This window comes from Pontibacillus chungwhensis, assembly GCF_030166655.1.
Lineage (GTDB): Bacteria > Bacillota > Bacilli > Bacillales > BH030062 > Pontibacillus.
Window position 1 is genome coordinate 1,492,133 of record NZ_CP126446.1, and the last position, 26,200, is coordinate 1,518,332.

Below are 26,200 nucleotides of genomic sequence, written 5' to 3' on the forward strand. Positions count from 1 at the left end.
GAACTCATGACGCAGATTCGTGAAATTATAACGTCAAGAGATAAAGGGGAGAGGTTAACCGAACGGGGGACTCTCCCTCTCCTTTCTGTAAAGGAAGGAGATTTACAGGTTCAGACAACTAAACGTTACCAGCAGATTCTTGGGTTTGGAGGAGCGTTTACAGAAGCAGCAGCTTATACCCTAAGCCAGATCTCACCAGAGAAACGCGAGGAAGTGATTCGCAGTTATTTTCACGAGCGTGAGGGACTTGGTTATACGATTGGAAGAGTGGCAATCCATAGCTGTGATTTTGCTCTTGGTAATTATACATACGTAGAAGATGGGGATGAAGAGCTATCTACGTTTTCTATTGAACGAGAACATAAATGGGTGCTGCCTCTCATTAAGGATGCCATGGCTGAAAAAGGTGGAGAGATTAAGCTTTTGGCCTCACCGTGGAGTCCTCCGGCATGGATGAAGACAAATGGTGAGATGAATAATGGCGGGAAGCTTTTGCCACAGTACAAGGATACGTGGGCAAAATATTATGCGAAGTTTGTTCATGCTTTCCGTGAAGCGGGCGTTGATATCTGGGGATTATCTGTTCAGAATGAGCCAGCCGCTGTGCAGGTCTGGGATTCTTGCATTTATACGAGCGAAGAAGAGCGTGATTTTATTAAAGAAAACCTTGGGCCTACGCTTGTCCGTGAAGGGTTGGAAGACTTGAAGTTACTCATATGGGATCACAATCGTGACATTATGGTAGAGCGGGCTTCGACGATTTTAGAAGATCCAGAAGCAGCGAAATATGTGTGGGGAACAGGGTTCCACTGGTATGTCAGTGAAGCATTTGAAAACGTAGGAGAGGTTCATGAACGCTTTCCGGACAAACATTTGCTGTTTACAGAAGGGTGCCAGGAAGGTGGCGTGAAGCTTGGGGAGTGGTTTACAGGTGAACGCTATGGCCGCAATATGATTGGGGACTTAAACAATTGGACAGAAGGATACATCGACTGGAATATGGTCCTGAATGAGGAAGGCGGTCCGAACCATGTAGGCAATCTTTGTGACGCCCCGATTATCGCAGATACAAAAACAGGAGAGGTTCATTACAACAGTTCTTTCTATTATATCGGTCACTTTAGTAAATACATACGCCCGGGTGCTGTTCGGGTAGGCTTAGAGATCAACAATCCTTCCCTGCAGTCGACAGCCTTCTTGAATGAGGACGGGTCACTTGTAATGGTTGTGATGAATGAAACGGACGATAAGGCGAACTTTACGGTACAAAGAGATGAGGAAGGATTTAACGCAGAGCTTTCTCCTCATTCAATTGCGACGTACATTTGGGAATAAATCATGTTAGGAGGGTGTTTTATGGAAGGGGTAAAAGACGGAGTTAAAGGAGTATCCTATCGTTTTGACGAAGAGGATCGGTTTGAGATTCGCCAGTTTGACCGGGCCAAGCCATTCTCAAGCTTCCTGCCTGGAATAGCTGGGGTAGACGGAATTCCGATGTGGGCGTTTTATGTGAACCGTGGCCAGGGGATTTGTAGCTTCGGAATTCAGGATAAGGACCATCCTATTATGGAATTCTCCCCTGCCTCTATTGCGTATAAAAATGTGACAAATACAGGGTTTCGAACTTTTATCAAATGCGAGGGAGAGGTTTATGAACCCTTCTCTCCAAGAGTCGATGAGGAAACAATCGAGCGCAAAATGACCGTAGAAGCGAATGGTCTCAGGATCCAGGAAATCCACCATGGTTATGACCTTCAAGTAAACGTGACCTACTTTACGATGCCTGGAGAGGATTTCGCTGCTCTCGTGCGACGAGTGGACATTGTGAATCTCAGAGAGGATAAGCGAGAGATTGAACTGCTCGATGGTTTACCAGAGATCCTCACGTATGGTGTCACAAACGCCGCTTATAAAGAAGTCGGAAACCTTACACGAAGCTGGATGGAAGTGTTTAACTTAGAGAAGCGGGTGCCTTTTTACAAAGTGCGTGCCAGTATGGAAGATGAAGCGGAGGTCAGAGAAATTGAGGGCGGTCACTTTTACATGTCGTTCTCTGATGATGAGGTATTATTACCGCCAATTGTGGATGCGAATGTGATCTTTGGCAGTGATCAATCCCTTCTCCATCCTGAACGCTTCCTAAGCCATTCTACGGATGAGCTTCTATCTACTGATCAGTATCCAAAAAACAAGGTGCCTTGTGGATTTACTGCATTAACGCGCGAGGTGGAGGGAAATGGTTCAGTCTCTCTTGATACCATTATAGGAAACGTATCAGATGCTTCAAAGATTGACCGTAAAGTCGATACACTCGTTCAAAAACGTTTCTTAGATGAGAAGGAACAAATGGCCATGGAACTTGTTGAGGGTTTGACGGATGCGATCGATACGAAGACATCTTCGAAAGCGTTTGACCAATATTGCCGCCAAAGCTACTTGGATAATTTTTTAAGAGGCGGTCTTCCTCTTGTGTTAGACAACGGGGCAGATGGGTTTATCTATCATGTGTACTCCAGAAAACATGGGGACTTAGAGAGAGATTATAACTTCTTTAAGATTGCTCCGGAATACTACTCGCAAGGGAACGGTAACTTTAGAGATATGAACCAGAATCGTCGAAACGATCTGTACTTCAATCCGAAGGTAGGTTCCTTTAACGTACGTATGTTTATGAACTTTATCCAGGCTGATGGCTACAATCCATTATTAGTAGAAGGATGCCAATTTGAAATTCATGAAGAAAATCTTGGGACCGTTGTAGAAGGAGCCGTATATTCTTATCAGGACGAATTTGAAACGCTCCTATCACAACCCTTCACTCCGGGCAAAGTCATGACCTTCTTACAAGATGAAAAGGTTTCTTTAAAAGGAACGGTGGAGGAGATCTTCACATTCGTATTAAGTCATGCTGAGCAAAGAATGGAAGCGAGCTTCGGAGAAGGCTACTGGGTCGACCACTGGACTTATAATATGGATCTAATCGAAAACTTTAAAGCGATCTACCCAGACAAAATGGATCAACTTCTTTATGAAGACAAACGCTATCGCTACTTCGATAGTCCAGTGCGTATTGCGCCAAGACGTGAGAAGTACGTGGTCACGCCAAAAGGAGTCCGCCAATACGGCGCTATCCAAGAGGATGAGAAGAAAGAAGCTCATCTTGGAGTCAGTCTAAATGATACGAATTGGTTAAGAACGGATTATGGTAAAGGAACGATTTACGAAACGTCGTTAATGGAGAAACTCATCTCTCTTGCGCTTAACAAATTCTCGCTACTAGACCCAGAGGGAATGGGCGTAGAGATGGAAGCAAATAAGCCAGGATGGAACGATGCCTTAAACGGGCTGCCTGGTCTTGTTGGTTCAGGGATGAGTGAAACGTTCGAACTAAAAAGGCTTCTCGCCTTTATCATTCCTTCATTAGAGAAGATGGAACAGGATCTTCGTCTACCGGTTGAAATGACCACCCTTCTTAAAGGAGTCGACCGTTTGGTTCAACAATGGGAGAACCAAGAAGTATCAGACTTCGCTTATTGGGATGGCGTTGCTACATTACGAGAGCATTATCGTGAATCGATTCATTTTGGCCTTGAAGGACAGGAAGAAACGATGGGTGGGGCAAAGCTTCTATCCGTCTTCCGTCGCTTTATGAATAAAGTCGATCATGGTATGGAGAAGGCTAAGGAATGGGGAGAAGGTCTTTATCCTACGTACTTCTACTATGAAGCGATCAACTTTAACACGGTTGAAGGGCAAGATGGATATAATCGTGCAGAGGTCCTGGAATGGAAGACACATGTGCTGCCAACATTCCTAGAAGGTCCTGCCCGGGCGATGAAAGTGATCGATGACCGTAAAGAGATTCATCATCAGGTTAAACAAAGTGACCTTTATGACAGAGGAATTCATATGTTTAAAACGTCTGTAAGCTTAGAAGGACAGTCCAATGAGATTGGCCGAATTAAGGCGTTTACTCCTGGTTGGCTTGAGCGTGAATCCGTCTTCCTTCACATGTCTTATAAATACTTGCTTTCGTTATTAAAAGCTGGTTTATATGATGCCTATTATGAAGAGATGAAGAGTAGCCTTGTGCCGTTTTTAGATCCGGCTGAGTATGGAAGAAGTCCTCTTGAGAACTCTTCCTTTATCGCAAGTTCAGTCAACCCCGATCCAAACACTCACGGGCAAGGTTTCGTGGCGAGACTGAGTGGATCAACAGCAGAATTTCTTAGTATGTGGAAGTATATGATGATGGGGGAAGGTCCTTTCTACATGCGTGCTGGTGAACTGCACTTAGCCCTAAATCCTATTCTTCAGGGTGAGCTATTCACGGATGATGGTGAGGTTTCCTTTACCTTCTTAGGCCACACACGGGTGACCTACCGTAACCCAGAACGAAAAGATACATTTGGCGAAAAAGGTGCGACGATTCAGTCCAGCAAGATTATATATAAAGATGGACAACGCGTAACGGTAGAGGGGCAAGAAATTGGCCAGCCTCATGCACAAGCCATACGAGACGGAAAAGTAGCATCGATCGTTGTTTATTTTGCTTAACTAGTACGGAAAAAAGAGCTCACTAAGAGCTCTTTTTTTGTTTGCAAGTAGTAGGTGCGGTCTAAGATTTCATTATTCTGAAACTTTTGTCATAATCAATCGTATAGAAAAAAGAAGAAGAATTAAATGTAGGAGAAAGTGTAGATTTTCATTTTTAATGGAAAAACAACACTCTACTTACATAATCTATGGTAAAATGAGGAGAGTTTTGATAGTTGGAACATTGAGGAAATCTGTGGTTCTTTTTATCTGAAACATTTGGACTAGTCCATTATGAGGTTAGAAAGGGTTAGATTATGACAGAAAATCAAATTCGTACCGTTGTTCAACAGTTACTATACGATATGCAAGGGTTGAAAACGAAAGTAAGAGAATTAGAAGACGAGGTCGATCGTCTTAAACATAATCCAGTAAGTCATCAGGAAACCGAAGAATTAGAAGGCGTACCGTTAAGTGGGCTCATTATCCACTATTTACAACGAATCGGCGTTCCTTCACACATAAAGGGTTACAAATATATTCAAAAAGCAGCTACGCTTGTTTTTGAGGATCATATTTACTTGCAGAAGATGACCAAATCCCTTTATCCGGAAATTGCAAATTCCTACGGAACCACGTCAAGCCGTGTTGAAAGGGCTATTCGTCATGCCATTGAACAAGCTTGGAAACGAGGAAGCGCCACCTTATTCAGTCAGTGGCTAGAATGCCCCGAGCACGTATTTCAACAGAAACCATCTAACCGTTTGTTCATCACCCTCCTTGTCGACAAGATCCATCAAGATCGCACAGGCGAGCGAGTATTGTATGCGGAAGTGAATATGTAATTTGCGCTCAATTGACCACACATTTCTCCTTAACGGGATATGTGTGGTCTTTTTTACGATTTAAGATGAATGGGATTCAGGATTTTTTTACCGGTTGTTCGGGTATTAGAAGAATAGAAACGATGAAAGAAGAGCAGGTGGAGTGCTCTTCTTTTTACATAGGTTTGTTTAAGCGTGTTTCAAGACAGAGGGGGGAGGGTCCGATGCTGGGAAAGTGCTTGGACCTCTTTTCTGCTAGGCTTCTTACCCCTCGGGTGGTCCGCGAGTAAGCCTTGAAAATATGATGTTAACGGACCCACGCACAGTCATCTTAAAGTTACATTATAAAACGCGTTTCCGTTTACCTCAATTTTGGAAAAGAAGGGCCTGGAAACTGCGAGACTCCCGTGGGCAGAAGAGCCTAGGTGAGACCCCGGAGGCCGGCTCTGCCGGCTGAGGAGGCTCACCAGCTCCCCACAGGAAAGCGAGTGGTTTCCAGGCCCTTCTTACGCTCAGACTAAAGCTAACGGAAACATCTCTCATCTCAGAAAGAAAGCCATATAAGTGGTACATCTCAATCAATTAACGACTGTAAAAAAGTCGTTACATAAGGGAGGAATTGGTATGAGTGACTGGATAGATGAAATCAAGAGCCAGCTCCCTGCTGGCAGAGTATTAACAGACCTCGCAGATCGGTCTAGCTATAGCTTCGATGCCTCCTTTGGTCAATACATCCCAGAGGCGGTCGTGCAAGCAAAAGACAAAGAAGAAGTCGTCCATGTATTAAAGGTAGCCAACCGGTGGAAGGTCCCTGTCTACACAAGAGGGCAGGGAACGTGTCTGAGTGGAGGCCCCCTTCCCGTTCATGGTGGTATTGTATTAGACATCTCCCAGTGGCCACGGGAGATTGAGGTGAAAGCAGATGATCTGACGGTTGTCGTGAGCCCCAGTGTGTTAACGGCTCGTATTGATGAGGAAGCAGCGAAACACGGGCTGATGTATCCACCTGACCCGAGCAGTGCCCATGTGGCTACGATTGGTGGCAATTTAGCGGAGAATTCAGGAGGGCCCCGGGGGTTAAAGTACGGAGTGACGAAAGATTTCGTGCTTGGCCTTGAAGTTGTAACGCCTGAGGGAGAGGTGATTCGGACAGGTGGTGGCACGATTAAAAACGTAACAGGCATTGATATGACAAAGCTGCTCGTCGGATCAGAGGGAACGCTTGGGGTTATTACAGAAGCAACCCTTAAGCTCGTCCCGAAACCTCCTGAGGTCCAGACATTAATGGCGGTGTTTGATGAAGTACGTCTCGCGGGGCAAGCGATTTCGAAAACGCTAACCTCAGGTGTGCTGCCGTCTAAGATGGAGTTTATGGATAAGGCGTGTATACGAGCTGTTGAATCCTTTTACCCTTCTGGTTTGCCAACAGATGCTGAAGCGGTGGTCCTTGTTGAGCTTGATGGGCATCCAGAAGCGTTAGAAGTCGAAGCAAAACTCGTTCAAGATGTCATGGAAGACATCGGAGCAAGGGAAACGAAGATTGCTCAATCGAAGGAAGAAGCCCAAGAAATGTGGCATGCGCGGAAACAGGTATCACCTGCGATTGCTCAGATTAAACCAACGAAAGTATCAGAAGATGCGACGGTGCCAAGAAGTAAAATTCCAGAAATGATTGAACGGCTCCGTGGTATTAAAGAGAAGCACAACGTTGAGATTGTGGTGTTTGGACATGCAGGCGATGGCAATTTGCATCCGAATGTGCTGTGTGACCAGCGGGACCAGGAAGAGATGAAGCGTGTGGAAGACGCGGTAGAGGCCATTTTTGAAGCGGCTATTGAACTTGGTGGGACGTTGTCAGGAGAACACGGCATCGGAACCATGAAAGCTCCGTTTATGGAACGGGAGCTTGGAAAAGTCGGCGTGTCTATGTTGAAGCGTATGAAGGACGCCTGGGACCCAAATGGCATCATGAACCCTGGTAAGATCTTTCCGGAAGAGGGCCAGAAGTTGGTGTTACGAGATGAGTAATGTAGCAGAGCTCCAGAAAAAGATTGGCTATGATTTAACGTTTGATTGTGTGCAGTGTGGCTACTGCCTGCCCGTTTGCCCTACATATGAGACGATGGAAAGGGAGACCCATTCCCCGAGAGGGCGTATTAACCTTGTGAAGATGGTAGCTGAAGAGAAGATCGGTATCGAAGAACTTCAAAATCCAATTGAAAAGTGTCTTGGATGCATGGCCTGTACCACCGTATGTCCGACGGATGTGCAATACGGGACTATTTTGGAAGGGGCCAAAGAAGTCATTGAAGAAAATACGGAGAAGCCACGTCGGACAGAACGTTTAGAGAGCTTTTTGTTTGAATCCTTCTTTCCTTCAAAAGGATGGATGAACCGATTAGGAGAGGCGACCTGGTTGTATCAAGCCTCAGGATTACAGCGGGTTGCAGAGCGTCTTCATTTAACGAAAGTCGCGCCCACTCCACTTGAGCAATTTGAGAAGGTAATCCCTGATCTGCCATCTCCTAAAGAACGACGGCAGAGGAAGAAGGCTTATGCTGCTGACGGACCGAAAAAGATGACGGTGGCCTTTTTTATAGGGTGTATTATGGATGGTTTATTTTGGCGTACGAATGAGAAGACGATCGAATTGTTAAAACGGAGTGGAGCTGAGGTGCTCGTGCTCGATGGTCAAACGTGCTGTGGTGCGCTCCAGGCCCATTCCGGTCAAATCGATACATCTGTTGAACTGGCGAAGCAAAATATCCAAGCGTTTGAACAAGGCTCCATCGACTATATCGTCAACAATGCAGGGGGCTGCGGGGCTCGTTTAGTGGAATATCACAAACTGTTTGAAGAAGGTTCTGAGTGGGAGGAGCGTGCTCTTTCTTTTGTTCGGAAAGTAAAAGATATCTCAGAGGTTTTAGTCGAACTTGATGGTCTTCAATTTACGGAGTCAGTGAATGAGGTTGTCACCTATCAGCCTTCTTGTCACATGACCAATGTCCAAAAGGTGAAAGAACCTCCTCTCAACCTCCTTGAAAAAGTTCCCGGTATTACGTTTAAGGAACTGGAGCGTCCTGATTTTTGCTGTGGTTCTGCTGGTGTATACAACATTGTAAACTACGAGGAGTCGATGGAGATCTTAGATGTAAAAATGAAGGACGTTTGTGCCCGTGATCCTGAAACGATTGTTACTACGAACCCAGGATGCTTGCTCCAGATGAAACTGGGGGTAGAACGAGCTGGAAAGAAGGAAGACATGAGCGCTGCCCATTTAGTGGATGTGCTGATGAGGGCAAATCCTGTTCCAAAGTGAATGGTAATCGTTCGTCTCGCAAAAGATAAGGGCACTACACCTTGAAAGGCGAGATGGTTATGAAAAAGGGATTGCTATGTGGGTTAGCTTTTTTAGTGGGATGGGCAGGCTTTATGTCTTTTGGTAAGGCAGAGGATAAGAGGGAGCTTGCCATTGTCATCGATGATTTCGGCAATAACATGGGCGGATCAGATGAAATGTTAGAATTACCAGCTTCCCTCACTGTTGCGGTTATGCCATTTATGCCAACGACAGCTGAAGATGCAGAGCGTGCGTTTTATCTAGGTCATGAAGTGATTGTTCATATGCCAATGGAGCCTATGAAAGGGAAGAAGAGCTGGCTTGGCCCGGGAGCGATTACAACGGATCTATCCGATAAAGAAATCAGGAAGAGAGTACATGACGCGATTCACGCTGTTCCCCACGCGGTTGGTATGAATCATCATATGGGCTCAAAGGCAACAGCCAGTGAGCGTGTAATGAGAATCGTACTAGAAGAATGTAAGAAGCACGGGCTCTATTATCTTGACAGTAAAACGACAGGGAAAAGCGTTATCCCAGAACTAGCAGAAGAACTCGGCGTGCCTTATTTAGAAAATGAGATCTTTTTGGACCACGTTTATTCTCTTGATCATATGAAGAAACAGGCTAGAAAAATAGAGGAAGAGTTGGTCACAGAGAAGGATTTGATTGCGATTGGTCATGTGGGTATTGCCGGAACGAAAATGGTTTCTGTTTTGAATGAATTTATCCCGATCTTTAAGAGTAAAGCCAATATTGTTCCGCTTTCTGATTTGTTGCCTTAATGTTGATATCAAAAGGGCCAGAGATCTTGATTAGATCTCTGGCCCTTTTTAGATTGATTAACTTGCTTTTGTGTTCATATTGACAGCTGGTTTAGCGATACGTGGCTTGAGAAGTTGAATCACAAACCATGTTGCAACCATCAGCCAAACGATCGATCCTAAGATCATTGATGTGTTGTAAGAAAGACCAAATCCTTCTGGTGCGAAGAAGATATAGATACTTACAACGGCCGTCATGAAGAGGGCGGGCACCGAACAGATCCAGTGGAACTTCTGGTTATGAAGCAAGTACATAGCAGCTGTCCAAAGCATTACCGTTGCAACCACCTGATTCGACCAGCCTACATAACGCCATAAGAATGTGTAATCAATTTGCGTTAAGAAGAATGTCGGGATTGCTACTGGAATGAGTAAGAAGAACATGTTTAGCTTACCCGAAATTTCTTTCTTTCGCATTCGACCGATTAGATCAGCCAGCATCATACGGGATGAGCGAAGCGCTGTGTCTCCTGTAGTGACAGGTAGAATAATCACTCCAATAACAGCAAGAACGCCACCAAATGCACCAAGGGTAGATTGACTGATTTCATTCACAACCCCTGCAGCTCCACCAGCGTCAAGAGCTGCCTGAAGAGAACCTGTACTGCCGAAGAACGTCATACCGGCAGCAGCCCAGATGAGAGCAATCACGCCTTCAGCGATCATAGCACCAAAGAATACTTTTCGTCCTTCACTTTCTTTCTTTAGCGTGCGTGCAAGGATCGGGCTTTGTGTGCTATGAAAACCTGAGATAGCACCACAAGAGACGGTCACCATAAGAAGCGGCCAAATCGGCGTTTCTCCTTTGTTCGGGTGCATATTCTCAAGCGTTAGGTTAGGGATTGGATTATCAAAGAAGAATAATCCGATTCCGATTGAAACCGCCATAAAGATTAGAATCGCCCCAAAAATTGGATAAACTTTTCCGATAATCTTGTCTACCGGAAGAACAGCCGCGATTAAGAAATAAGCAAAGATTACAAGTAAAGAAGCCATAAATCCTAATGGGGTCACTTTAGCCATCAGCTGGGCTGGGCCTGCTGTGAAGGCTGCAGCAACTAGAATCATAAGTCCAATTGATAAAAGGTTAATGATTGAACGAGCGTATTTTCCTAAGTATTTTCCAACGAGTGTTGGGTACTGCGCTCCGTTATGTCGAATGGAAAGCATGCCTGAGAAATAATCGTGAACAGCTCCTGCAAAGATGGATCCCACTACGATCCAGATAAAAGCAACGGGGCCATAAAGGGCTCCCATGATTGCGCCGAATATAGGTCCAAGGCCGGCGATGTTTAACAGTTGAATTAAACTCGCTTTCCACCAGCTCATGGGCTTATAGTCAAGGCCGTCGTTATTTGTGTAGGCAGGGGTTTTGGCATCATCGTTGATCCCAAAAATTCGTTCCACCACCTTTGCATAAACGAAATAACCTAAAAGTAGTAATATGATGGATGCAAGAAATGTAACCATCGCCTAGCCTCCTCTCGAAAATTGAATGTAAGACGTATTCTATACGGATTGTTATGCAGAAACAACCCTTTTTCTGAAAATTTCATTTTTTCTCTTATTTTTCTCGGAGGATGGAAATAAATGCTGTTATATGAAAGTGTTTTCAATGATAAAAATCTTTTTTTATTAAAAAAACCGGTTCTTACAAGTGGAACTTATGATATAATTCCTCGATATAAGTGAATTTTTATACACAATTGCCGTCCTTTAACGGGGATCGGCTTTTTTTGTGGAGGAGGTTGAATATGGGTCAAGCAAGATTGCCCTCTTTGCTAGAGGTCATGAGTGTTTTAGTCGTCTTTTTGGCGATTGTATTTTCATTTACAATTTATGAATTACCGATCCAATTGGCATTATTTATTTCATTATTTGTTGTCATTGGCTTAGGATTAATGGTTGGTTATACGTACGATGACTTACAAGCTGCGATGATCAAAGGGATTTCAAATGGTCTTGAAGCCGTCCTGATTCTCTTGGCGGTTGGAGCGTTAGTTGGAACATGGATCGCTGGTGGTGTTGTGCCGACATTGATCTATTTTGGACTTGAGTTTATTAATCCTTCGATCTTCCTGTTAGCTACGCTTGTGATTTGTTCTGTTACAGCTCTTGCAACTGGGACGTCCTGGGGGACAGTTGGTACAGCTGGTATCGCAATGATGGGAATTGGTGAAGGACTGGGTATGCCACTACCGATGGTGGCAGGTGCGATTCTGTCTGGTGCTTATTTCGGAGATAAACTATCTCCATTATCAGATAGTACAGTTCTTACAGCCTCTATGTCGAAAGTAAACGTTATTCAACACGTCAAGTCGATGCTGTATTTAGATGTACCGGCGTTCATTATTACAGGTATTCTATTTACCATTGCAGGGTTTATGTACGGCGGTGGTGAAGCGGATCTTGATAAAGTGAATTCGATTATGGGTTCATTAACAGATGTATTTAATATCAACGGCTTGATGCTGCTTCCGGCTGTCGTCGTGATTGGTTTACTTGTTATGAAGAAGCCATCGATTCCTACGATTTCATTTGGTGCGTTACTCGGAATTGTGTGGGCGATCGGATTCCAAGGCATGGGTCTTGCTGACGCGATTAGTACAGCCTACAGTGGTTTTAATATCACAACAGACATTGATTTTATTAATGATCTGTTAGCTGGTGGTGGTATTAGTGGTATGCTAGGGTCAATCGTTGTTATTATCTTTGGTTTAGGATTTGGTGGACTGCTTGAGAAGATCGGAGTCCTTCAGGTCATTATGGATGCCTTTATTCATAAGATTCAATCGGCAGGAAGCTTAACATCTTCAACGCTTCTTGTAGGCTTCTTCTCAAATGTATTTGGCTGTGCAATGTATGTTTCATTGATCTTAACGCCAAAGATTATGGAAAGAAGCTATGATTCCTTAGGGTATCGCCGTGATACATTATCTCGTAACACAGAAGTAGGGGGAACGATGACTTCAAGCATGGTCCCTTGGTCAGATAACGGAATTTACATGGCTGCAACCCTTGGTATTTCAACGTTTTCCTATCTACCATTTATGTGGATGAGTTTCGTCTCCATCATTATTGCCCTTATATATGGATATACCGGCAAATTTATGTGGAAGAACCAAGACACAAGAGAAACCGTATAAGACAAAGCCTGTCCCACTTGGGGCAGGCTTTTTTACTGTAAAGCACCGACGCGTGTCAGACACCATTTAGCGCTTTAGCGTAAAGGAGCGTGTCAGACACCCGTTAGTGCTTTAACGCAAAGCAGGGTGTCAGACACCCATTAGTGCTTTAGCGCATAAAAAAGAGGCAAACCTGGGTGGGGTTTGCCTTATTCCGACTTTAAAGAAAGGAGAAAAATGGGGATTGGGTTATTCAGCTGATGAGATAGCGCCCATCATGCTTGGATCAGATTTTAATTGTTGAACTGTTTCAAGACCTGCAGCAACTGTATCATCGTTTGCATTCAAGGCTGCTACTGGGTGGAAGCATGTGATTCCTGTGAATTTGCTTAAGTCTACTTCAATACATACACCTGTGCGGTAGAAGTTTTCGTATTTGAAGATTGAACCACATAATTCTGGATACAGAAGTTCTAAGATGGCACAGCATCGTTTCCCGTCAACGAATTTCTTCACACGAAAGAACGGTGAAGGGATTGGACCTGAACAACCATCGCTGTACTTATAAATGCCCCAACCGAAGTAAGGAAGTAATCCAGCAAATGTGTTGTCACATCCACAAAGAAGCATGAATGGAACAGTATCTGCACCGTTACCACCAGTAGGAGATACTAAGTCTTGAATAGCACGGTGACATGACCCGCTATCACAACAGTTTTGATCAACTGTATCTTGTGCGTCTGCGATCTTTCTTACTTTATCACATACACAAGAATCGTTATAAGATTTTCCACAACTCATAAACTCAACTCCTTAACATAAATTACCCGAAGGTAGTAATAGAATATGTGGATAAAGGTTTTTGGTATAGGGGTTTGTCTCTGTATCTACTGAAATGTACGGTTGTACCCTATTAAAACGTCTAGAATAATAGGGAAGGAGGTTTTGTAATTTATGTAAATAGCGGGTATAATGGGCAAAAGGAACTAAAACGATAGGAGATGAGGCGGGATGTGGAATCATTTAAGTAAAGGGAATAAACTCATTTTATTAGCATCTGCAATGGCTATTCTTTCATTATTCTTTACGTGGGTTGACCTTGGCATTTTGTCAGCTAATGGCTTTCAGCAACAAGGATACATTTTATTAGTCTTCTTTATTTATCCGGTATACCAGGCCCTTAAAGGAAACAAGATCGGGCGTATGGCCGGATATATTAGTGCGGTCGGGGGAATTGTCTCGATTGTAGCCTTTATGATGAGTAAGACGGGCAACATACTAGGCCAACAAGTTAACCTTGCTTCAACTGGTATGTATATCTTTCTGATCGCTGCTATTCTATTAACCGTTGGCATCTACCTAAGTAGGAAAGAAGATGCGAGTGCTTCTTATACAGATGCATCGCCTTTGTCTAAATAAAAGTGGGTATGGTTGTTTCCGGAATTTTAGTTGAGCGCAAGGAGGTTCGGGAAATTACTCAATTTCCTGTGGTACGTGGTTTCTAGGCCCACCTTTGTGATTAAGAGATTAACGGCAACATGCTTGAGATTGCGGGGCCGTTCGTTTCCTTAAGTTAGGGGGTTGCTCGGGGACTGCGAGACTCCCGCGGGGTAAGGAGCCTAGGGGAGACCCCGGAAAGCGCGTAGCGATTGAGGAGGCTTCCCAGCTCCCCGCAGGAAAGCGAGTAGTCCCCGAGCAACCCCAAGCACTCATCAATCGTAACGGTCCTACCCAAACAGATCCAACCAAAAAGAGTGCTGATCCTATTCGGATCAGCACTCTTTTTACACTTCGTTGCTATTTTGAGAAGGATAAACCTGGTCACTAGAAGAGGATGATCCCCATTGTTCCTTAAGGTTTTTCCCTTTTTGGCGAAGGGAACCAAACGAACTTGATTTCATATACTTCTCATTCCAGCTTCGTAAGCTAAACAATATGCAGACAACTGTCAGTAGGGCCAACACCCCTGTGGCTGGCCAGAAGTAAGAGGAAACGATTCCTTCAGTGTATGCTACTCCGATAGGGGAGAACACAATATACGTTTGACCGACGCATGCGAACAAGAAGATCGAAGTCGGCATGGCATATTTCCAAGGTGTCATTTCAACACTAGGGTTGTGAGGCATTTGATAAGCTGTTCTTCTTGGCTTAACATAGCCGATAATAAGCATCATCGCAAGTTCTGTGGCGAATAAGATGCCATAGATATGGATGAAGTGTATGGATACGGTTAAACCAAAGAGTTGTTCGAAGCCCCATACCATCATGTAATAAGCAAATACGTGGAAGATCACTACGACTTTTGCTGCTAGGGCTGGGATTCGTTTTGTTAACACACCCATTAAGACAATGGTGATAATCGGAATGTTAAAGAATCCGGTAAACTTACGAATTAGATCCCATAGCCCGTTTGGTGCATTTAAGAGCATCGGAGAGATGAAGAACGTTGCTAAAGCGATTAGCGTTCCAACCCATTTACTCACTCGAATCATTTGTTGATCTGTTGCATTTTTATTAATACTCGTCTTATAAATGTCAAAAGCAAACATCGTAGATGCACTGTTTAATAGAGAGTTAAAGGAACTTAATACAGCTCCAAGTAACACAGCTAAGAAAAAGCCATTCATGTAAGAAGGAAGGACATTTGCTACGAGTGTCGGATAAGCTAAGTCTACTGATTTTAATTCACCGCCGTACTGATGGAAAGCGATGACGCCTGGGATCATCATAAAGAACGGAACTAGAAGTTTGAAGAACCCAGAGAAGATTACCCCTTTTTGTCCTTCTTTTAAGCTTCCGGCTCCAAGTGTACGCTGAATAACATACTGGTTTGTTGCCCAGTAGAACATGTTAGCGAACAGAAGACCAGAGAAGATTGTGCCAAATGGTACAGAATCATCTGGACCCCCAATTGCGTTTAACTTATCTGCATTCTCTGTCGTAAGGGTCTCAACCCCGCTTAAGAATTCACCGTTTCCTAGTGAAATTATTCCCAATATTGGCACAATTGCGCCGACAATTAAGAGACCGATTCCATTGATCGTATCGGATACCGCAACGGCTTTCAAACCACCAAAGATGGCGTAAATAGCTCCGATGATTCCGATAACCCAAATCACAAGCCAAACGGATTGGGTGTAAGATAAGTTTAATAATGAAGGAACATCAAACAGTTTTAATACCGCAAGCGCACCAGAATATAGCATAGAAGGAATAGTTACAAATACATACCCTAACATAAAGAGGATGACTGTATACCGGCGTACGCCTTCATCAAATCGTTTACTTAGGAATTCTGGTAACGTTGTGATATTTGCATTCATGTATTTAGGTAAGAGATAGAGAGCGAGTAGAACGATCGCAAAGGCGGCGGTGACTTCCCACGCCATGTTCGTTAAATTTGCTCGGAAGGCTTGTCCATTTAAACCGACAAGTTGTTCTGCAGAGAGATTGGTTAAAAGTAATGAACCTGCGATAACGGTTCCGGTTAATCCTCGTCCTGCTAGGAAATACCCTGCAGAATCGGATGTGCTACCTTTTGTTTTCCTGTAAGATATGTAAGCAACTAATGCCATGAATAAAATACAAGATACAATTGTAAGCCAAAGTCCTGATTGTTGCATAACGCATCCATCCTTTATTTGAAATAATAACTTAATCCTCTCATTTCCTTAAAAGGTATATTAGAAACATAAACATATGAGTTTTTGTATAAAATGGTTCTATTTGCCTACTTGAAAAAATGTTAGGAATATGTTTATGAAAGCGTTTTTATCACAATTTTTATACGAAAGCATAAAGTGAAAAAAGATGAAACGCATTGGGCAGGGAATGGGGATGGTCTGTTGAAAAATGTGCTGATCTTTACCGATATCGGCGTGGATGATACGTTCGCGCTTCTTTACGCATTTAATCACCCTGAAATTCGAGTTGTGGGGGTTGTGGCAGGCTTCGGGAATGTATCAAAAGAAAAAGTAACTCGTAACGCTTATTATGTGTTAAAACAGTTGAATAAGGTAAGTGTCCCTTTAATCAGTGGGGCTTCGCGGGCATTTGCCGGGGATGAGCCTACTTATTATGAAGAGATCCATGGGATTAGTGGCTTAGGTAATATAGAGACAGAGATTGAGGAATTTACTTTTTATAATTTTGATAAGGTGTTTGAAATTATTGATGAAACAGAGGACCTTGTTATTGTTAACATGGGACGCCTTACCTCCTTGGCTATGGCTTACATTATTTCACCTGAAAGGATGCAGAGGACCTCAAGGGTGGTCATTATGGGAGGAGCGTTTTTAGTACCTGGAAATGTTACGCCTTATGCGGAGGCCAATTTCTTTGGTGATCCCGTGGCTGCAAATGTAGTGTTAGAGAATACAGGACCTGATAAAATCGTTCTCTGTCCTTTAAACGCTTCAATGAAAGGGGTTATTACACCGTATATCGTAGAGAATATCGTCAGTGAATCCGTAACGGAAATTGGCTCTCTGATAGGTAAACTCTATGAACCGTATTATGCTTTTTATCAAAAACAACACCCTTCTTTGAACGGTGCCCCCATGCATGATTTATTAACAATAGTTTACGTTTCGAACCCATCATTATTTAAAAGTGTGAAGCGGAATGTGACCGTAGAAGAGTCTTCTTACTTAACCACAGGGGTCAGCGTAGCAGATTTCAGGGACCAACCCCAGGTAAATGAAACCTTCAATAACTATTGTGAAATACTACTCGATATCGATTACCCTTCCTTTATTACAGAAATCACCACAACGATTATTGGTAACATTTAACCCTAATAAAGCGTGTCAGACACCCTTTAATGCTTTAGAGAAAGGAATGGTGTCAGACACGCTTTATTGCTTTATCAGAATGACGCGTGTCTGACACCAGTGTGGTTTAGTTGGTGGTGCTTAGGCTTTGGTTTGCGTGGTCGAGTGCATGTGCGAAGTCTGCCGTGAGATCTTCAATGGATTCGATTCCAACAGATAGGCGAAGAAGCCGGTTGCAGACGCCGTAACTGGTGCGCACGTCTTCTGGGATATCCGCATGGGTTTGGGTAGCCGGATAGGTAATAAACGTTTCCACCCCACCAAGGCTCTCAGCAAATGTAATAAGCTCAAAGTATTCTAGTAGTTTAGGAGCGAGCGCTTCCTCTGTGACACGGAAGGAGATCATTCCGCCGCGACCAGGGTATAATACATCCGCTATTAGTGAATGTTCGGAGAGAAATTGAACAAGCTCTTTCGCATTTTGTTCCTGTTGCTTCATGCGGAGAGGCAGGGTTTTAAGGCCTCGTATTAAAAGCCAGCTGTCAAATGGGGACAACACCGCGCCTGAACCATTTTGTTCTAAACGTAGAGAAGTGCATACCTCTTCACTTTCGGCGACGACAAGTCCTGCCAGACAATCGTTGTGTCCTCCTATGTATTTCGTTGCACTGTGGATCACGATATCTGCTCCAAGTTCAATAGGGCGCTGGATATACGGGGTATAAAACGTGTTATCTACAATTAAATGAAGGTCCCGCTCGTTTGTAAGCTGAGCGATTTCTTCTATATTAATTTGATGCATAAGAGGATTTGTTGGTGATTCGATGAAAATGCCTTTTGTATTTGACTGGATACAGGCTTCAAATTCCTTTCTGCCATTTCCTTGGACATAGGAGAAAGAAAGTCCAAACTTCTTGAAATGCGTTTCAAATAAACGATAAGAACCTCCGTAGACGTCTTGTGTCACAATGAAATGATCTCCAGGTTCATAGATGGAGAAAATCGCCTGGATAGCAGCCATTCCTGAACTGAATGCAAACCCTTCTCGTCCGCTCTCTAGCTCCGCAATTTTATCTTCTAATAGATTACGAGTCGGATTTCCTGTTCGTACGTAATCATAGCCCATTGATTGACCAACCCCAGGATGACGGTAGGCCGTTGATAAATAAAGGGGAGGATTGACCGTCCCTGTTATACTCTCACTTCGGTTTCCAGTTTGCGCAAATTCCGTTTCAATTTCATATCGTCTCACATTTATCATCTCCTTTAGTATAGTAAAGCGTGCCAGACACCCGTCACTGCTTTAGTGTAAGAAAGCGTGTCAGACACCATTCACTGCTTTAACGAGCAAAAGCGTGTCTGACACGCGTCAGTGCTTTAGTGCGTAAACGCATTAGAAAAAGGCTCTTCAGAAGAAGAGCCTTTTGCGGGTAAGGTGCACTTCTTCTTATCTTTCAAGTGACTCGTCACTTGCTGGAAGGAGCACCACATCGTGTACGATAGGTTGCTGAAGCGTCTACGGACCAGATCCCTCGGCTTCTCTGAATAAGAAATAAGAAAGTGTTTGATTTAATTTTCTCTATACTATACAAAAAAATAATCGTTCATGCAATAAGATATCAGAATTTTTTTACGTTAATGACTTCTCTGACGAATCGATCGAATAATTGTTGCATGCGCTCATGCTTAGAAGTCATCATTTCTGCGTGCCATTGCACACCGATCACGAAGCTTTGAGTGTCTTCTTTCTCTATGGCTTCAACCACTCCGTCTGCTGCATAGGCTGTCGCTTTAAAGCCTGGCGCAACGTCTTTGATGGCCTGGTGGTGGAAGGAGTTTGTGATAGTTGTTTCACCGAATTGTTCGCGCATCACACTGTCAGGCTCTGTTGTGATGGTATGAGATTCTTGCCAAGGTTTATTGTACTGATCGTGCTTTAATGGCTCCTGATCCATATAGGAGACATCTTGGTAGAGGGAGCCCCCGTACGTTACGTTCAAGATTTGCACTCCGCGGCAGATCGCAAATACAGGCTTACCCTGACGAATCATTTCTTTAGCGAGAATGGCTTCTGAATGGTCACGCTCTGGGAACGGGGAGCCTTGTTTTGGTCTTGGTTCTTCATTATAGAGTAATGGATTTACATCTTGGCCTCCAGAAAGAACAAGACCATCCATCGCAGCCGCTTGAGCTGTGACGGCTTCATCATCCTCTAATACAGGGAGAATAAAAGGCACACCTCCTGCTCGTAATACGGATTGAACATAGTCATTGTTAACGTAGGCGCGGTCATAACCAGGGAAGCGGCCGCCTTGGTCAATTATAATACTTCCAGATATTCCGATAAGTGGTTTCATAGGAAAGGAAACTCCTTTTTGTTAAAGTTTTAATATTTATTTTTTGACAGTGAACTATTTCTGTTATAAAATCCAAGTAATTTGATAAGAATTGCATGCCATTATAGTATAGCTAGTGAAATGGTCTAAATTCAATTAAAAAATTTAAAAGGGGAGTTTATTGGTGAAATTATCACGGTTACTTACAGTCCTATCTCTTGCCCTCGTACTTGTTGTGGCTGGTTGCAGCAACGGCGGAGATTCTGAAGAGGACACATCTTCTAAAAATAATGAAAAAGCAACGCCCCCTTCTAGTGAAGAAGGATTAACGATTGCGGTGGAGAGCAACTTTACAAGTTTAGACCCGCATGACACGAACGACAACCAATCTTATTCAGCACAGTCTGCCATTTACGAAGGCTTACTTGGATTTGATGAAGATTTAAATATCGTACCAGTCTTAGCGAAAGACTATAGTGCGAATGAAGATTCAACTGAATTTACTTTTACATTAAAAGAAGGAATCAAATTCCACGACGGGGCTCCTTTTAATGCAGAAGCGGTAAAAGCGAACATCGATCGTTTATCCAATCCTGAGAGCCAGCTTCGTCGCGCCTCTTTATTTGAACTTGTTGAGAAGACAGAAGTACTTAGTGAATATGAAGTGAAAGTTACGCTGAAAGAACCATTTGGCGCTATGCCGAATAACTTCGCGCACCCAGCAGCTGCGATGATCAGCCCGAAAGCACTAGAACAAAGCAATCAAGACCTGGCTCGTAACCCAGCGGGTACTGGACCTTTTGAATTTGTTGAATGGAAAAGCGGCGATCATCTGACGGTTAAGAAGAATGAAGATTACCGCGAAGAAGGAGTACCGAAAGTTGACCAAATTAAGTTCAAACCGGTACCTGAAAGTGGATCACGCGTAGCGATGCTTCAAACAGGCGAAGCGGATTTCGCATTCCCTGTAGCACCGAACCAGGTTGAGACACTTAAAGAAGAAGACGGGGTTTCCATTGAAACGAAACCATCTCTTGTTGTGAAGTATTTCTCTATGAACACGATGAAAGAACCATTTACGAATCCAAAGGTTCGTAAAGCATTGAACTATGCAATCGACAAAGAAGCGTATATCAAAGTTGTGTACGATGGCTATGCGTCTACAACGAAATCTGTGATTGCGCCAAATACACAGCACTATGAAGAACAAGAAGTGTATGAGTACGATCCTGAGAAAGCGAAGGAATTACTTGCAGAAGCAGGTTATCCAGATGGCTTTGAAACAACTATTTGGGGCGGTACAAGCTCGTTAAAGCAAAAAATGATGTCATTCTATAAACAACAGTTAAGCGAAGTCGGTGTCACGTTAAACGTGGTACCAATGGAAGGTGGAACGTTAGGCGATAAGATCTGGGGTGTTGATAACCCTGAAGACGCTGAGCTAGAGCTATACAATGGAGGTTGGTCTCCATCTACAGCTGATGCTGACTGGGGTATGCGTCCGCTATTTAGCAGCAACTCATTCCCACCAGATGCCTACAACACAGCTTACTATAAGAATGAAAAAGTGGATGAGCTTCTTCAAAAAGGATTATCCACGGCTGATGACGAGAAGCGCGGTGAATATTACGCAGAAGCACAAGAAATCATCTGGGACGAAGCACCTTGGGTTCCTCTTGCTGTACCAGATCTTCTTTATGGAAAGCAAGATTACGTAAACGGATTAACGATGCTTCCTTCTGGTGTAATGGACTTAAAACAAGCAGAAATCGTATCAGAATAACCGGGAGAGGTTGAGCGATGAGCTCAGCCTCTTTCATTGCTTAATCACCTAAAAAAGGAGGGAGCTCATGCTGAAGTATAGCGTGAAGCGGATACTTGGAATGATTCCGCTTTTATTTGTTATTTCTATTATTGCCTTCATGTTCGTTCATTTAATTCCAGGCGACCCGGCCAGACTAATCGCAGGGACGGATGCAACGATTGAAGAAATTGAGAATATCCGCGAAAAGTATGGCTTAGATCAGCCGCTTTATCAGCAATATTTTGATTATATGGGGAACTTGTTTCAGGGGGACCTTGGTCAATCGATCGTAACAGGACGCCCAGTCTTAGATATGCTGTTGGAACGATTCGGACCAACACTCAGCCTGACGTTAGCCAGTATGGCCTGGGCGCTCATTTTTGGACTGTTAATCGGTGTCATTTCAGCGGTTAAACGAAACAAGTGGCCAGATCACTTATCTATGTTTCTTGCCGTATCAGGCGTATCGATTCCATCCTTTTGGCTTGGTCTTATGATGATTCAACTGTTCTCTGTTCAGCTAGGATGGTTCCCAACAGGGGGCATTGGCGGAATTGAGACCTATATCCTTCCGTCCTTTACTCTAGGAGCTGGTGTGGCAGCGATCATTGCCCGTTTCACAAGGTCCTCTTTAATGGATGTGTTAAAAGAAGACTATATACGTACGGGACGCTCGAAAGGCCTGACTGAATATAAAGTCATTAACCGGCATGCTGTAAGGAATGCATTAATCCCGGTTGTGACAATGTCTGGTTTACAGTTTGGTTTCTTGTTAAGTGGATCCATTATTACAGAGACGATCTTTAGCTGGCCGGGTCTTGGCCGATTGCTCATTAACTCGATTACTGCACGGGATTATCCGGTGATCCAGTCTGAGATTCTTTTATTCTCCCTTGAGTTTTTACTCATTAACCTTTTAGTAGATCTGTTATACGGATTCTTAAATCCAAAAATTCGATATGAGGAGGGATCGTAATGGCGGAAGCAGCGAAGAAACCTGAAGAACAGGAAGAGAAAAAAGTAACACCGTTCGGGCAGTTCTTTAAATCATTTAAGAAACAGAAAGTGTCCTTTGCTGCGGGAATCTTTTTACTCCTATTATTCATTATAGCCATACTCGGCCCGTGGATCGCTCCTTATGGACCACAAGAATATGATTATGACAACCTATTATCTGGGCCATCTTGGGAACACTTAGCCGGGACGGATGACTTCGGAAGAGATATCTTCAGTCGGATCTTGCACGGAGCGTGGATCTCCCTTTCCGTGGGGTTATCATCTGTCTTTATTGGTGCCTTGCTGGGCACAATTTTAGGTATTATTAGCGGCTATTTTGGCAAGTGGATCGATAGTGCGATTATGCGTGTCATGGACGTTTTACTTGCTTTTCCGGGGATGCTTCTTGCGATTGGGATTATTGCCATATTAGGCCCAGGGCTCTTTAATGTCGTGATGGCCGTTGCTATTTTCAGTGTGCCGGTCTTTGCCCGCATCATACGGAGCAGCACGCTTGCGATTAAATCAACGCTCTATGTGGAAGCGACTCAATCGATCGGGTCCTCACACTTCCGCGTCATTATGAAACACATCTTCCCAGGTACCGTATCGACACTCATTGTGTACTTTACAATGCGTATCGGGTCCGCGATCTTAATTGCAGCAGGTCTTAGTTTCTTAGGGCTTGGTGCAGACCCGTCAACACCTGAATGGGGAGCGATGCTAAGTAATGGTCGCGATTATTTAAATAATGCGCCACACGTTACGTTTTTCCCAGGGCTTGCGATCTTCCTGACCGTGCTTGCCTTTAATTTACTAGGGGACGGACTGCGTGATGCGCTCGATCCGAAAATACGAGATTAGGCCGTAGCGAAGGGAGAGAAGTGCTATGACAGAACCAATCTTATCGATTCAACAACTTTACACTAGCTTCCGCGTTGACGGCGAAACCATTCCGGCGGTGGAGGGCATTGATTTATCCCTTTACCCTGGTGAAATTGTGGGTCTCGTCGGTGAATCCGGAAGTGGAAAAAGTGTAACCTCCTTATCCGTTATGCAACTCCTCGATGAGACGCCAGGAGAAGTAACGGGTGGAGAAATCCTTTTTGAAGGAAAAGATTTATTGAAATTCACAGATCGTCAGAAGCGAAAAGTTCGCGGGAATGACATTTCGATGATTTTCCAGGAACCTATGACATCCTTAAACCCTGTCTTAAAAATAGGGAAGCAGCTTGTCGAAGCGATTCGTGAGCATCAACGAATAAGCGGTGCCGATGCCCGTAAGCATGCGGTTCATATGCTGAACCAAGTAGGCATACCCCGTGCTGAGGAAATCATGACGGAATACCCTCACCAGCTCTCAGGTGGTATGCGCCAGCGTGTGATGATTGCGATGGCCATGTCTTGTGATCCGAAAGTTCTGATCGCGGATGAACCCACAACTGCTCTTGATGTAACGATTCAGGCCCAAATCTTAGATGTTATGCGCAACATGCGTAAGGAGCACGACACGTCGATCCTCTTTATCACACACGATTTAGGCGTCATTGCTGAGATGTGTGACCGGGTCGCTGTGATGTATTCAGGTCGAATCGTTGAACAGGGAACGGTGTATGAAATCTTCGAAAATCCGAAGCACCCGTATACGAAAGGGTTACTAGGATCCATTCCAAAGCTTGGGGCAAAAGAGGATCGCTTAGCATCTATTCAAGGTCAGGTGCCTACTGTTGAGGACCGTCCTAAAGGGTGTAAGTTCGCCAACCGTTGTCCGTTTGTTATGGATCATTGCTGGGAAGAGGAACCGCCATTATTTGATGGTCAGAACCGTTGCTGGCTGCATGAACGAGAGGAGGCTACAGAATGAGCGAGCCATTACTGAAAGTGGAAGGACTGAAGAAGCACTTTGTCAGTCAAAAAGGGTTTAGCAAAAGTTCCAAACAGGTTGTGAAAGCCGTCGATGGCATCTCCTTTGATATCAAGCCTGGTGAAACATTTGGGCTTGTGGGGGAGTCGGGTTGTGGGAAATCGACAACCGGTCGAATGATCATGCGAATGCTTGAGGAGACAGAAGGGACGATCACCTTTGATGGTCAACGGATGGATCAGTTATCAGGGAGAGAGTTAAAGAAAGCTCGAAAAGATTTTCAAATGATCTTCCAGGATCCTTATGCTTCCCTGAATCCAAGAATGACAGTGCGAGATATTATTGCTGAGCCGTTAATCGTTCATGAAATGGAGACTGAAAACGGGATTGATGCGAGGGTATATGAACTGCTTGATACAGTCGGGTTACCTCGAAAAGTTGCCGGGCGTTATCCTCATGAATTTAGCGGGGGTCAAAGGCAGCGCATCGGAATTGCCAGAGCGCTTGCTGTGAGACCGAAGTTGATTATTGCCGATGAACCCGTGTCAGCTTTAGATGTGTCCATTCAGTCTCAGGTATTGAATTTGTTGAAGGATCTGCAGGATGAATTCGACTTAACCTACTTATTCATTGCGCATGACTTAAGTGTAGTTGACTTCATCTCAGACCGAATCGGCGTTATGTATTTAGGAAAGCTCGTTGAGGTCGGGGATCGCGAATCCATTATTCAAAATCCACAGCACCCGTACACAAGAGCGCTTCTTTCCGCCGTGCCCGTACCAGACCCAAGAGCGAAGAGGGAGCGGATTGTCCTTGAAGGAGACCTGCCAAGCCCGTCCAATCCACCATCAGGCTGTCCCTTCCATACCCGCTGTCCTTTCGCATGGGAACGCTGTGTAAACGAAACACCACAACTCCAAACAGCCGAAACCACAGGCCACACCGCCGCCTGCCACCTCCTCGACTAACCTTACCGTACAAAAGCATGCCAAACACGCGTTCATGCGGCAGAGAAGTAAAGGGTGTCAGACACCCTTCAGTGCGGTGGTGGACGAAAGCGTGCCAGACACCAATCAGTGCGGTAAAGAACGAAAGGGTGTCTGACACGCGTCTGTGCTTTAAAGCGCGAATGAAATATCTGAATGTACTGATAGCCCGGTAGAGATTCGTATCTCTTCCGGGTTTTCTTTTGGCGAAATGGGGTATGGATAATGAGATTAATCCAAAACATTCCAGGAGAGGTGTGAGGAGATTTTGAAAGAGATGACTTTCTATTATTCTAAGGGGAAACTCGTTTCCTTAACTGTTCTATGTTTCTTAATCGGGATCGGTTGTGCGTTCGTTTCTTATTTTGCTTTTACAGATAACGAACTCTTCATCGGATCCTTAGTTCTACTCGCTTCACTCGTTCTGCTCATTTGTGGAGGCGTTTATATCAAAAAGGCGACCAATACGAAACCATATGTGATTCTGACAGATGAACAAGTAACGTTATATGTAACAAGGGATGAAGCGGTCCATATCCCTTATGAAGATATTGTGGACGTAATTCCGTATGAAATCCATCGCAATCGATTCTTAGGACTACAGTTAGCAGACGAAGAGCGCTATGCGAAACAAATGCCACAGAAAGTGAAGCGTCTGTCCAATATGAACGTAAAGATGGGGTATCCCATGTATAACATTATGTTGAGTCAACTGAAAGATCCACAAGGACTTATGGAAGCACTAGGCACACGTTTGGAAAGAAAAGAAATGATATAAAAAATAAGCCTTTCC

At 44.1% G+C, this 26,200-nt stretch carries 20 protein-coding genes and 1 riboswitch; of the genes, 15 read left to right on the plus strand and 5 right to left on the minus strand.

The window, feature by feature from the left end; translation table 11 throughout:
- Window positions 1-6 precede the first annotated feature (6 nt).
- The 6 genes from QNI29_RS07770 to QNI29_RS07795 all read left to right on the plus strand — a co-directional run bounded on the left by QNI29_RS07770 (window position 7) and on the right by QNI29_RS07795 (window position 9,485).
- Window positions 7-1,335 carry a glycoside hydrolase family 30 protein gene (locus QNI29_RS07770; RefSeq protein WP_231415818.1) on the plus strand — a complete coding sequence of 443 codons (1,329 nt, stop codon included), beginning with the start codon at window positions 7-9 and terminating at the stop codon, window positions 1,333-1,335.
- Between the two features lie 21 nt (window positions 1,336-1,356).
- Complete coding sequence (locus QNI29_RS07775) at window positions 1,357-4,557, plus strand: cellobiose phosphorylase (RefSeq protein WP_231415820.1); 3,201 nt, start codon at window positions 1,357-1,359, stop codon at window positions 4,555-4,557.
- Between the two features lie 296 nt (window positions 4,558-4,853).
- Window positions 4,854-5,381, plus strand: a complete 528-nt coding sequence (locus QNI29_RS07780; RefSeq protein WP_231415821.1) for a sporulation initiation factor Spo0A C-terminal domain-containing protein — start codon at window positions 4,854-4,856, stop codon at window positions 5,379-5,381.
- 603 nt (window positions 5,382-5,984) lie between these two features.
- Window positions 5,985-7,388: an FAD-binding oxidoreductase gene (locus QNI29_RS07785; protein WP_231415823.1), complete on the plus strand. Its 1,404-nt coding sequence runs from the start codon at window positions 5,985-5,987 to the stop codon at window positions 7,386-7,388.
- Complete coding sequence (locus QNI29_RS07790; protein ID WP_231415824.1) at window positions 7,381-8,679, plus strand: (Fe-S)-binding protein; 1,299 nt, start codon at window positions 7,381-7,383, stop codon at window positions 8,677-8,679. The genes QNI29_RS07785 and QNI29_RS07790 overlap by 8 nt, the downstream gene beginning before the upstream one ends.
- Before the next feature lie 113 nt (window positions 8,680-8,792).
- A complete protein-coding gene (locus QNI29_RS07795; RefSeq protein WP_370635471.1) occupies window positions 8,793-9,485 on the plus strand; it encodes a divergent polysaccharide deacetylase family protein in 693 nt (230 codons plus the stop codon).
- Between the two features lie 57 nt (window positions 9,486-9,542).
- Here QNI29_RS07795 and QNI29_RS07800 read toward each other — a convergent pair whose 3' ends face one another.
- Entirely contained in the window at window positions 9,543-10,994 is a 1,452-nt protein-coding gene (locus QNI29_RS07800; RefSeq protein WP_231415828.1) for a carbon starvation CstA family protein, read from the minus strand.
- A 284-nt stretch (window positions 10,995-11,278) separates the two neighbouring features.
- On the opposite strand from QNI29_RS07800, the gene nhaC reads away from it, so the two are divergent.
- Window positions 11,279-12,670: a Na+/H+ antiporter NhaC gene (nhaC, locus tag QNI29_RS07805; protein ID WP_231415830.1), complete on the plus strand. Its 1,392-nt coding sequence runs from the start codon at window positions 11,279-11,281 to the stop codon at window positions 12,668-12,670.
- A gap of 228 nt (window positions 12,671-12,898) precedes the next feature.
- Here nhaC and QNI29_RS07810 read toward each other — a convergent pair whose 3' ends face one another.
- A complete protein-coding gene (locus tag QNI29_RS07810) occupies window positions 12,899-13,450 on the minus strand; it encodes a CotY/CotZ family spore coat protein (RefSeq protein WP_231415832.1) in 552 nt (183 codons plus the stop codon).
- A 210-nt stretch (window positions 13,451-13,660) separates the two neighbouring features.
- Between QNI29_RS07810 and QNI29_RS07815 the strand changes: the two genes are divergently transcribed.
- Window positions 13,661-14,068, plus strand: coding sequence for a hypothetical protein (locus tag QNI29_RS07815; RefSeq protein ID WP_231415833.1), 408 nt, complete (start codon window positions 13,661-13,663; stop codon window positions 14,066-14,068).
- A gap of 365 nt (window positions 14,069-14,433) precedes the next feature.
- On the opposite strand, the gene QNI29_RS07820 is transcribed toward QNI29_RS07815, so the two are convergent.
- Window positions 14,434-16,272 (minus strand): solute:sodium symporter family transporter, encoded by a 1,839-nt coding sequence (locus QNI29_RS07820; protein WP_231415835.1) that lies wholly within the window; start codon window positions 16,270-16,272, stop codon window positions 14,434-14,436.
- Between the two features lie 177 nt (window positions 16,273-16,449).
- Between QNI29_RS07820 and QNI29_RS07825 the strand changes: the two genes are divergently transcribed.
- Entirely contained in the window at window positions 16,450-17,442 is a 993-nt protein-coding gene (locus QNI29_RS07825) for a nucleoside hydrolase (protein ID WP_231415837.1), read from the plus strand.
- Between the two features lie 106 nt (window positions 17,443-17,548).
- Here the strand turns inward: QNI29_RS07825 and QNI29_RS07830 are convergent, their stop codons facing one another.
- Window positions 17,549-18,673, minus strand: coding sequence for an aminotransferase class I/II-fold pyridoxal phosphate-dependent enzyme (locus QNI29_RS07830; RefSeq protein ID WP_370635410.1), 1,125 nt, complete (start codon window positions 18,671-18,673; stop codon window positions 17,549-17,551).
- Window positions 18,674-18,865: 192 nt separating this feature from the next.
- Window positions 18,866-18,973, minus strand: a riboswitch (SAM riboswitch).
- A gap of 67 nt (window positions 18,974-19,040) precedes the next feature.
- Window positions 19,041-19,778, minus strand: a complete 738-nt coding sequence (locus QNI29_RS07835; RefSeq protein ID WP_231415841.1) for a gamma-glutamyl-gamma-aminobutyrate hydrolase family protein — start codon at window positions 19,776-19,778, stop codon at window positions 19,041-19,043.
- Between the two features lie 163 nt (window positions 19,779-19,941).
- Between QNI29_RS07835 and QNI29_RS07840 the strand changes: the two genes are divergently transcribed.
- The 6 genes from QNI29_RS07840 to QNI29_RS07865 all read left to right on the plus strand — a co-directional run bounded on the left by QNI29_RS07840 (window position 19,942) and on the right by QNI29_RS07865 (window position 26,185).
- The gene (locus tag QNI29_RS07840; RefSeq protein WP_231415843.1) at window positions 19,942-21,540 is read left to right on the plus strand and encodes a glutathione ABC transporter substrate-binding protein; all 1,599 of its coding nucleotides are present in this window, start codon (window positions 19,942-19,944) and stop codon (window positions 21,538-21,540) included.
- A 67-nt stretch (window positions 21,541-21,607) separates the two neighbouring features.
- Complete coding sequence (gene nikB, locus QNI29_RS07845) at window positions 21,608-22,537, plus strand: nickel ABC transporter permease (protein WP_231415845.1); 930 nt, start codon at window positions 21,608-21,610, stop codon at window positions 22,535-22,537.
- Entirely contained in the window at window positions 22,537-23,421 is an 885-nt protein-coding gene (locus QNI29_RS07850; RefSeq protein WP_231415847.1) for an ABC transporter permease subunit, read from the plus strand. Before nikB ends, QNI29_RS07850 begins: the two co-directional genes overlap by 1 nt.
- Window positions 23,422-23,446: 25 nt before the next feature.
- A complete protein-coding gene (locus tag QNI29_RS07855; protein ID WP_231415849.1) occupies window positions 23,447-24,421 on the plus strand; it encodes an ABC transporter ATP-binding protein in 975 nt (324 codons plus the stop codon).
- Window positions 24,418-25,389, plus strand: coding sequence for an ABC transporter ATP-binding protein (locus tag QNI29_RS07860; RefSeq protein WP_231415851.1), 972 nt, complete (start codon window positions 24,418-24,420; stop codon window positions 25,387-25,389). The genes QNI29_RS07855 and QNI29_RS07860 overlap by 4 nt, the downstream gene beginning before the upstream one ends.
- Window positions 25,390-25,684: 295 nt before the next feature.
- Window positions 25,685-26,185, plus strand: coding sequence for an STM3941 family protein (locus QNI29_RS07865; RefSeq protein ID WP_284526993.1), 501 nt, complete (start codon window positions 25,685-25,687; stop codon window positions 26,183-26,185).
- Window positions 26,186-26,200: the final 15 nt, after the last annotated feature.

Coding starts and splice junctions, on each gene's coding strand:
- QNI29_RS07770 (WP_231415818.1), top strand. CDS start 7: ATGACGCAGATTCGTGAAATTATAACGTCAAGAGATAAAGGGGAGAGG.
- nikB (WP_231415845.1), top strand. CDS start 21,608: ATGCTGAAGTATAGCGTGAAGCGGATACTTGGAATGATTCCGCTTTTA.
- QNI29_RS07815 (WP_231415833.1), top strand. CDS start 13,661: ATGTGGAATCATTTAAGTAAAGGGAATAAACTCATTTTATTAGCATCT.
- QNI29_RS07810 (WP_231415832.1), bottom strand. CDS start 13,450: ATGAGTTGTGGAAAATCTTATAACGATTCTTGTGTATGTGATAAAGTA.
- QNI29_RS07780 (WP_231415821.1), top strand. CDS start 4,854: ATGACAGAAAATCAAATTCGTACCGTTGTTCAACAGTTACTATACGAT.
- QNI29_RS07785 (WP_231415823.1), top strand. CDS start 5,985: ATGAGTGACTGGATAGATGAAATCAAGAGCCAGCTCCCTGCTGGCAGA.
- QNI29_RS07860 (WP_231415851.1), top strand. CDS start 24,418: ATGAGCGAGCCATTACTGAAAGTGGAAGGACTGAAGAAGCACTTTGTC.
- QNI29_RS07850 (WP_231415847.1), top strand. CDS start 22,537: ATGGCGGAAGCAGCGAAGAAACCTGAAGAACAGGAAGAGAAAAAAGTA.
- QNI29_RS07790 (WP_231415824.1), top strand. CDS start 7,381: ATGAGTAATGTAGCAGAGCTCCAGAAAAAGATTGGCTATGATTTAACG.
- QNI29_RS07820 (WP_231415835.1), bottom strand. CDS start 16,272: ATGCAACAATCAGGACTTTGGCTTACAATTGTATCTTGTATTTTATTC.
- QNI29_RS07775 (WP_231415820.1), top strand. CDS start 1,357: ATGGAAGGGGTAAAAGACGGAGTTAAAGGAGTATCCTATCGTTTTGAC.
- QNI29_RS07835 (WP_231415841.1), bottom strand. CDS start 19,778: ATGAAACCACTTATCGGAATATCTGGAAGTATTATAATTGACCAAGGC.
- QNI29_RS07795 (WP_370635471.1), top strand. CDS start 8,793: ATGTCTTTTGGTAAGGCAGAGGATAAGAGGGAGCTTGCCATTGTCATC.
- QNI29_RS07800 (WP_231415828.1), bottom strand. CDS start 10,994: ATGGTTACATTTCTTGCATCCATCATATTACTACTTTTAGGTTATTTC.
- QNI29_RS07865 (WP_284526993.1), top strand. CDS start 25,685: ATGACTTTCTATTATTCTAAGGGGAAACTCGTTTCCTTAACTGTTCTA.
- nhaC (WP_231415830.1), top strand. CDS start 11,279: ATGGGTCAAGCAAGATTGCCCTCTTTGCTAGAGGTCATGAGTGTTTTA.
- QNI29_RS07855 (WP_231415849.1), top strand. CDS start 23,447: ATGACAGAACCAATCTTATCGATTCAACAACTTTACACTAGCTTCCGC.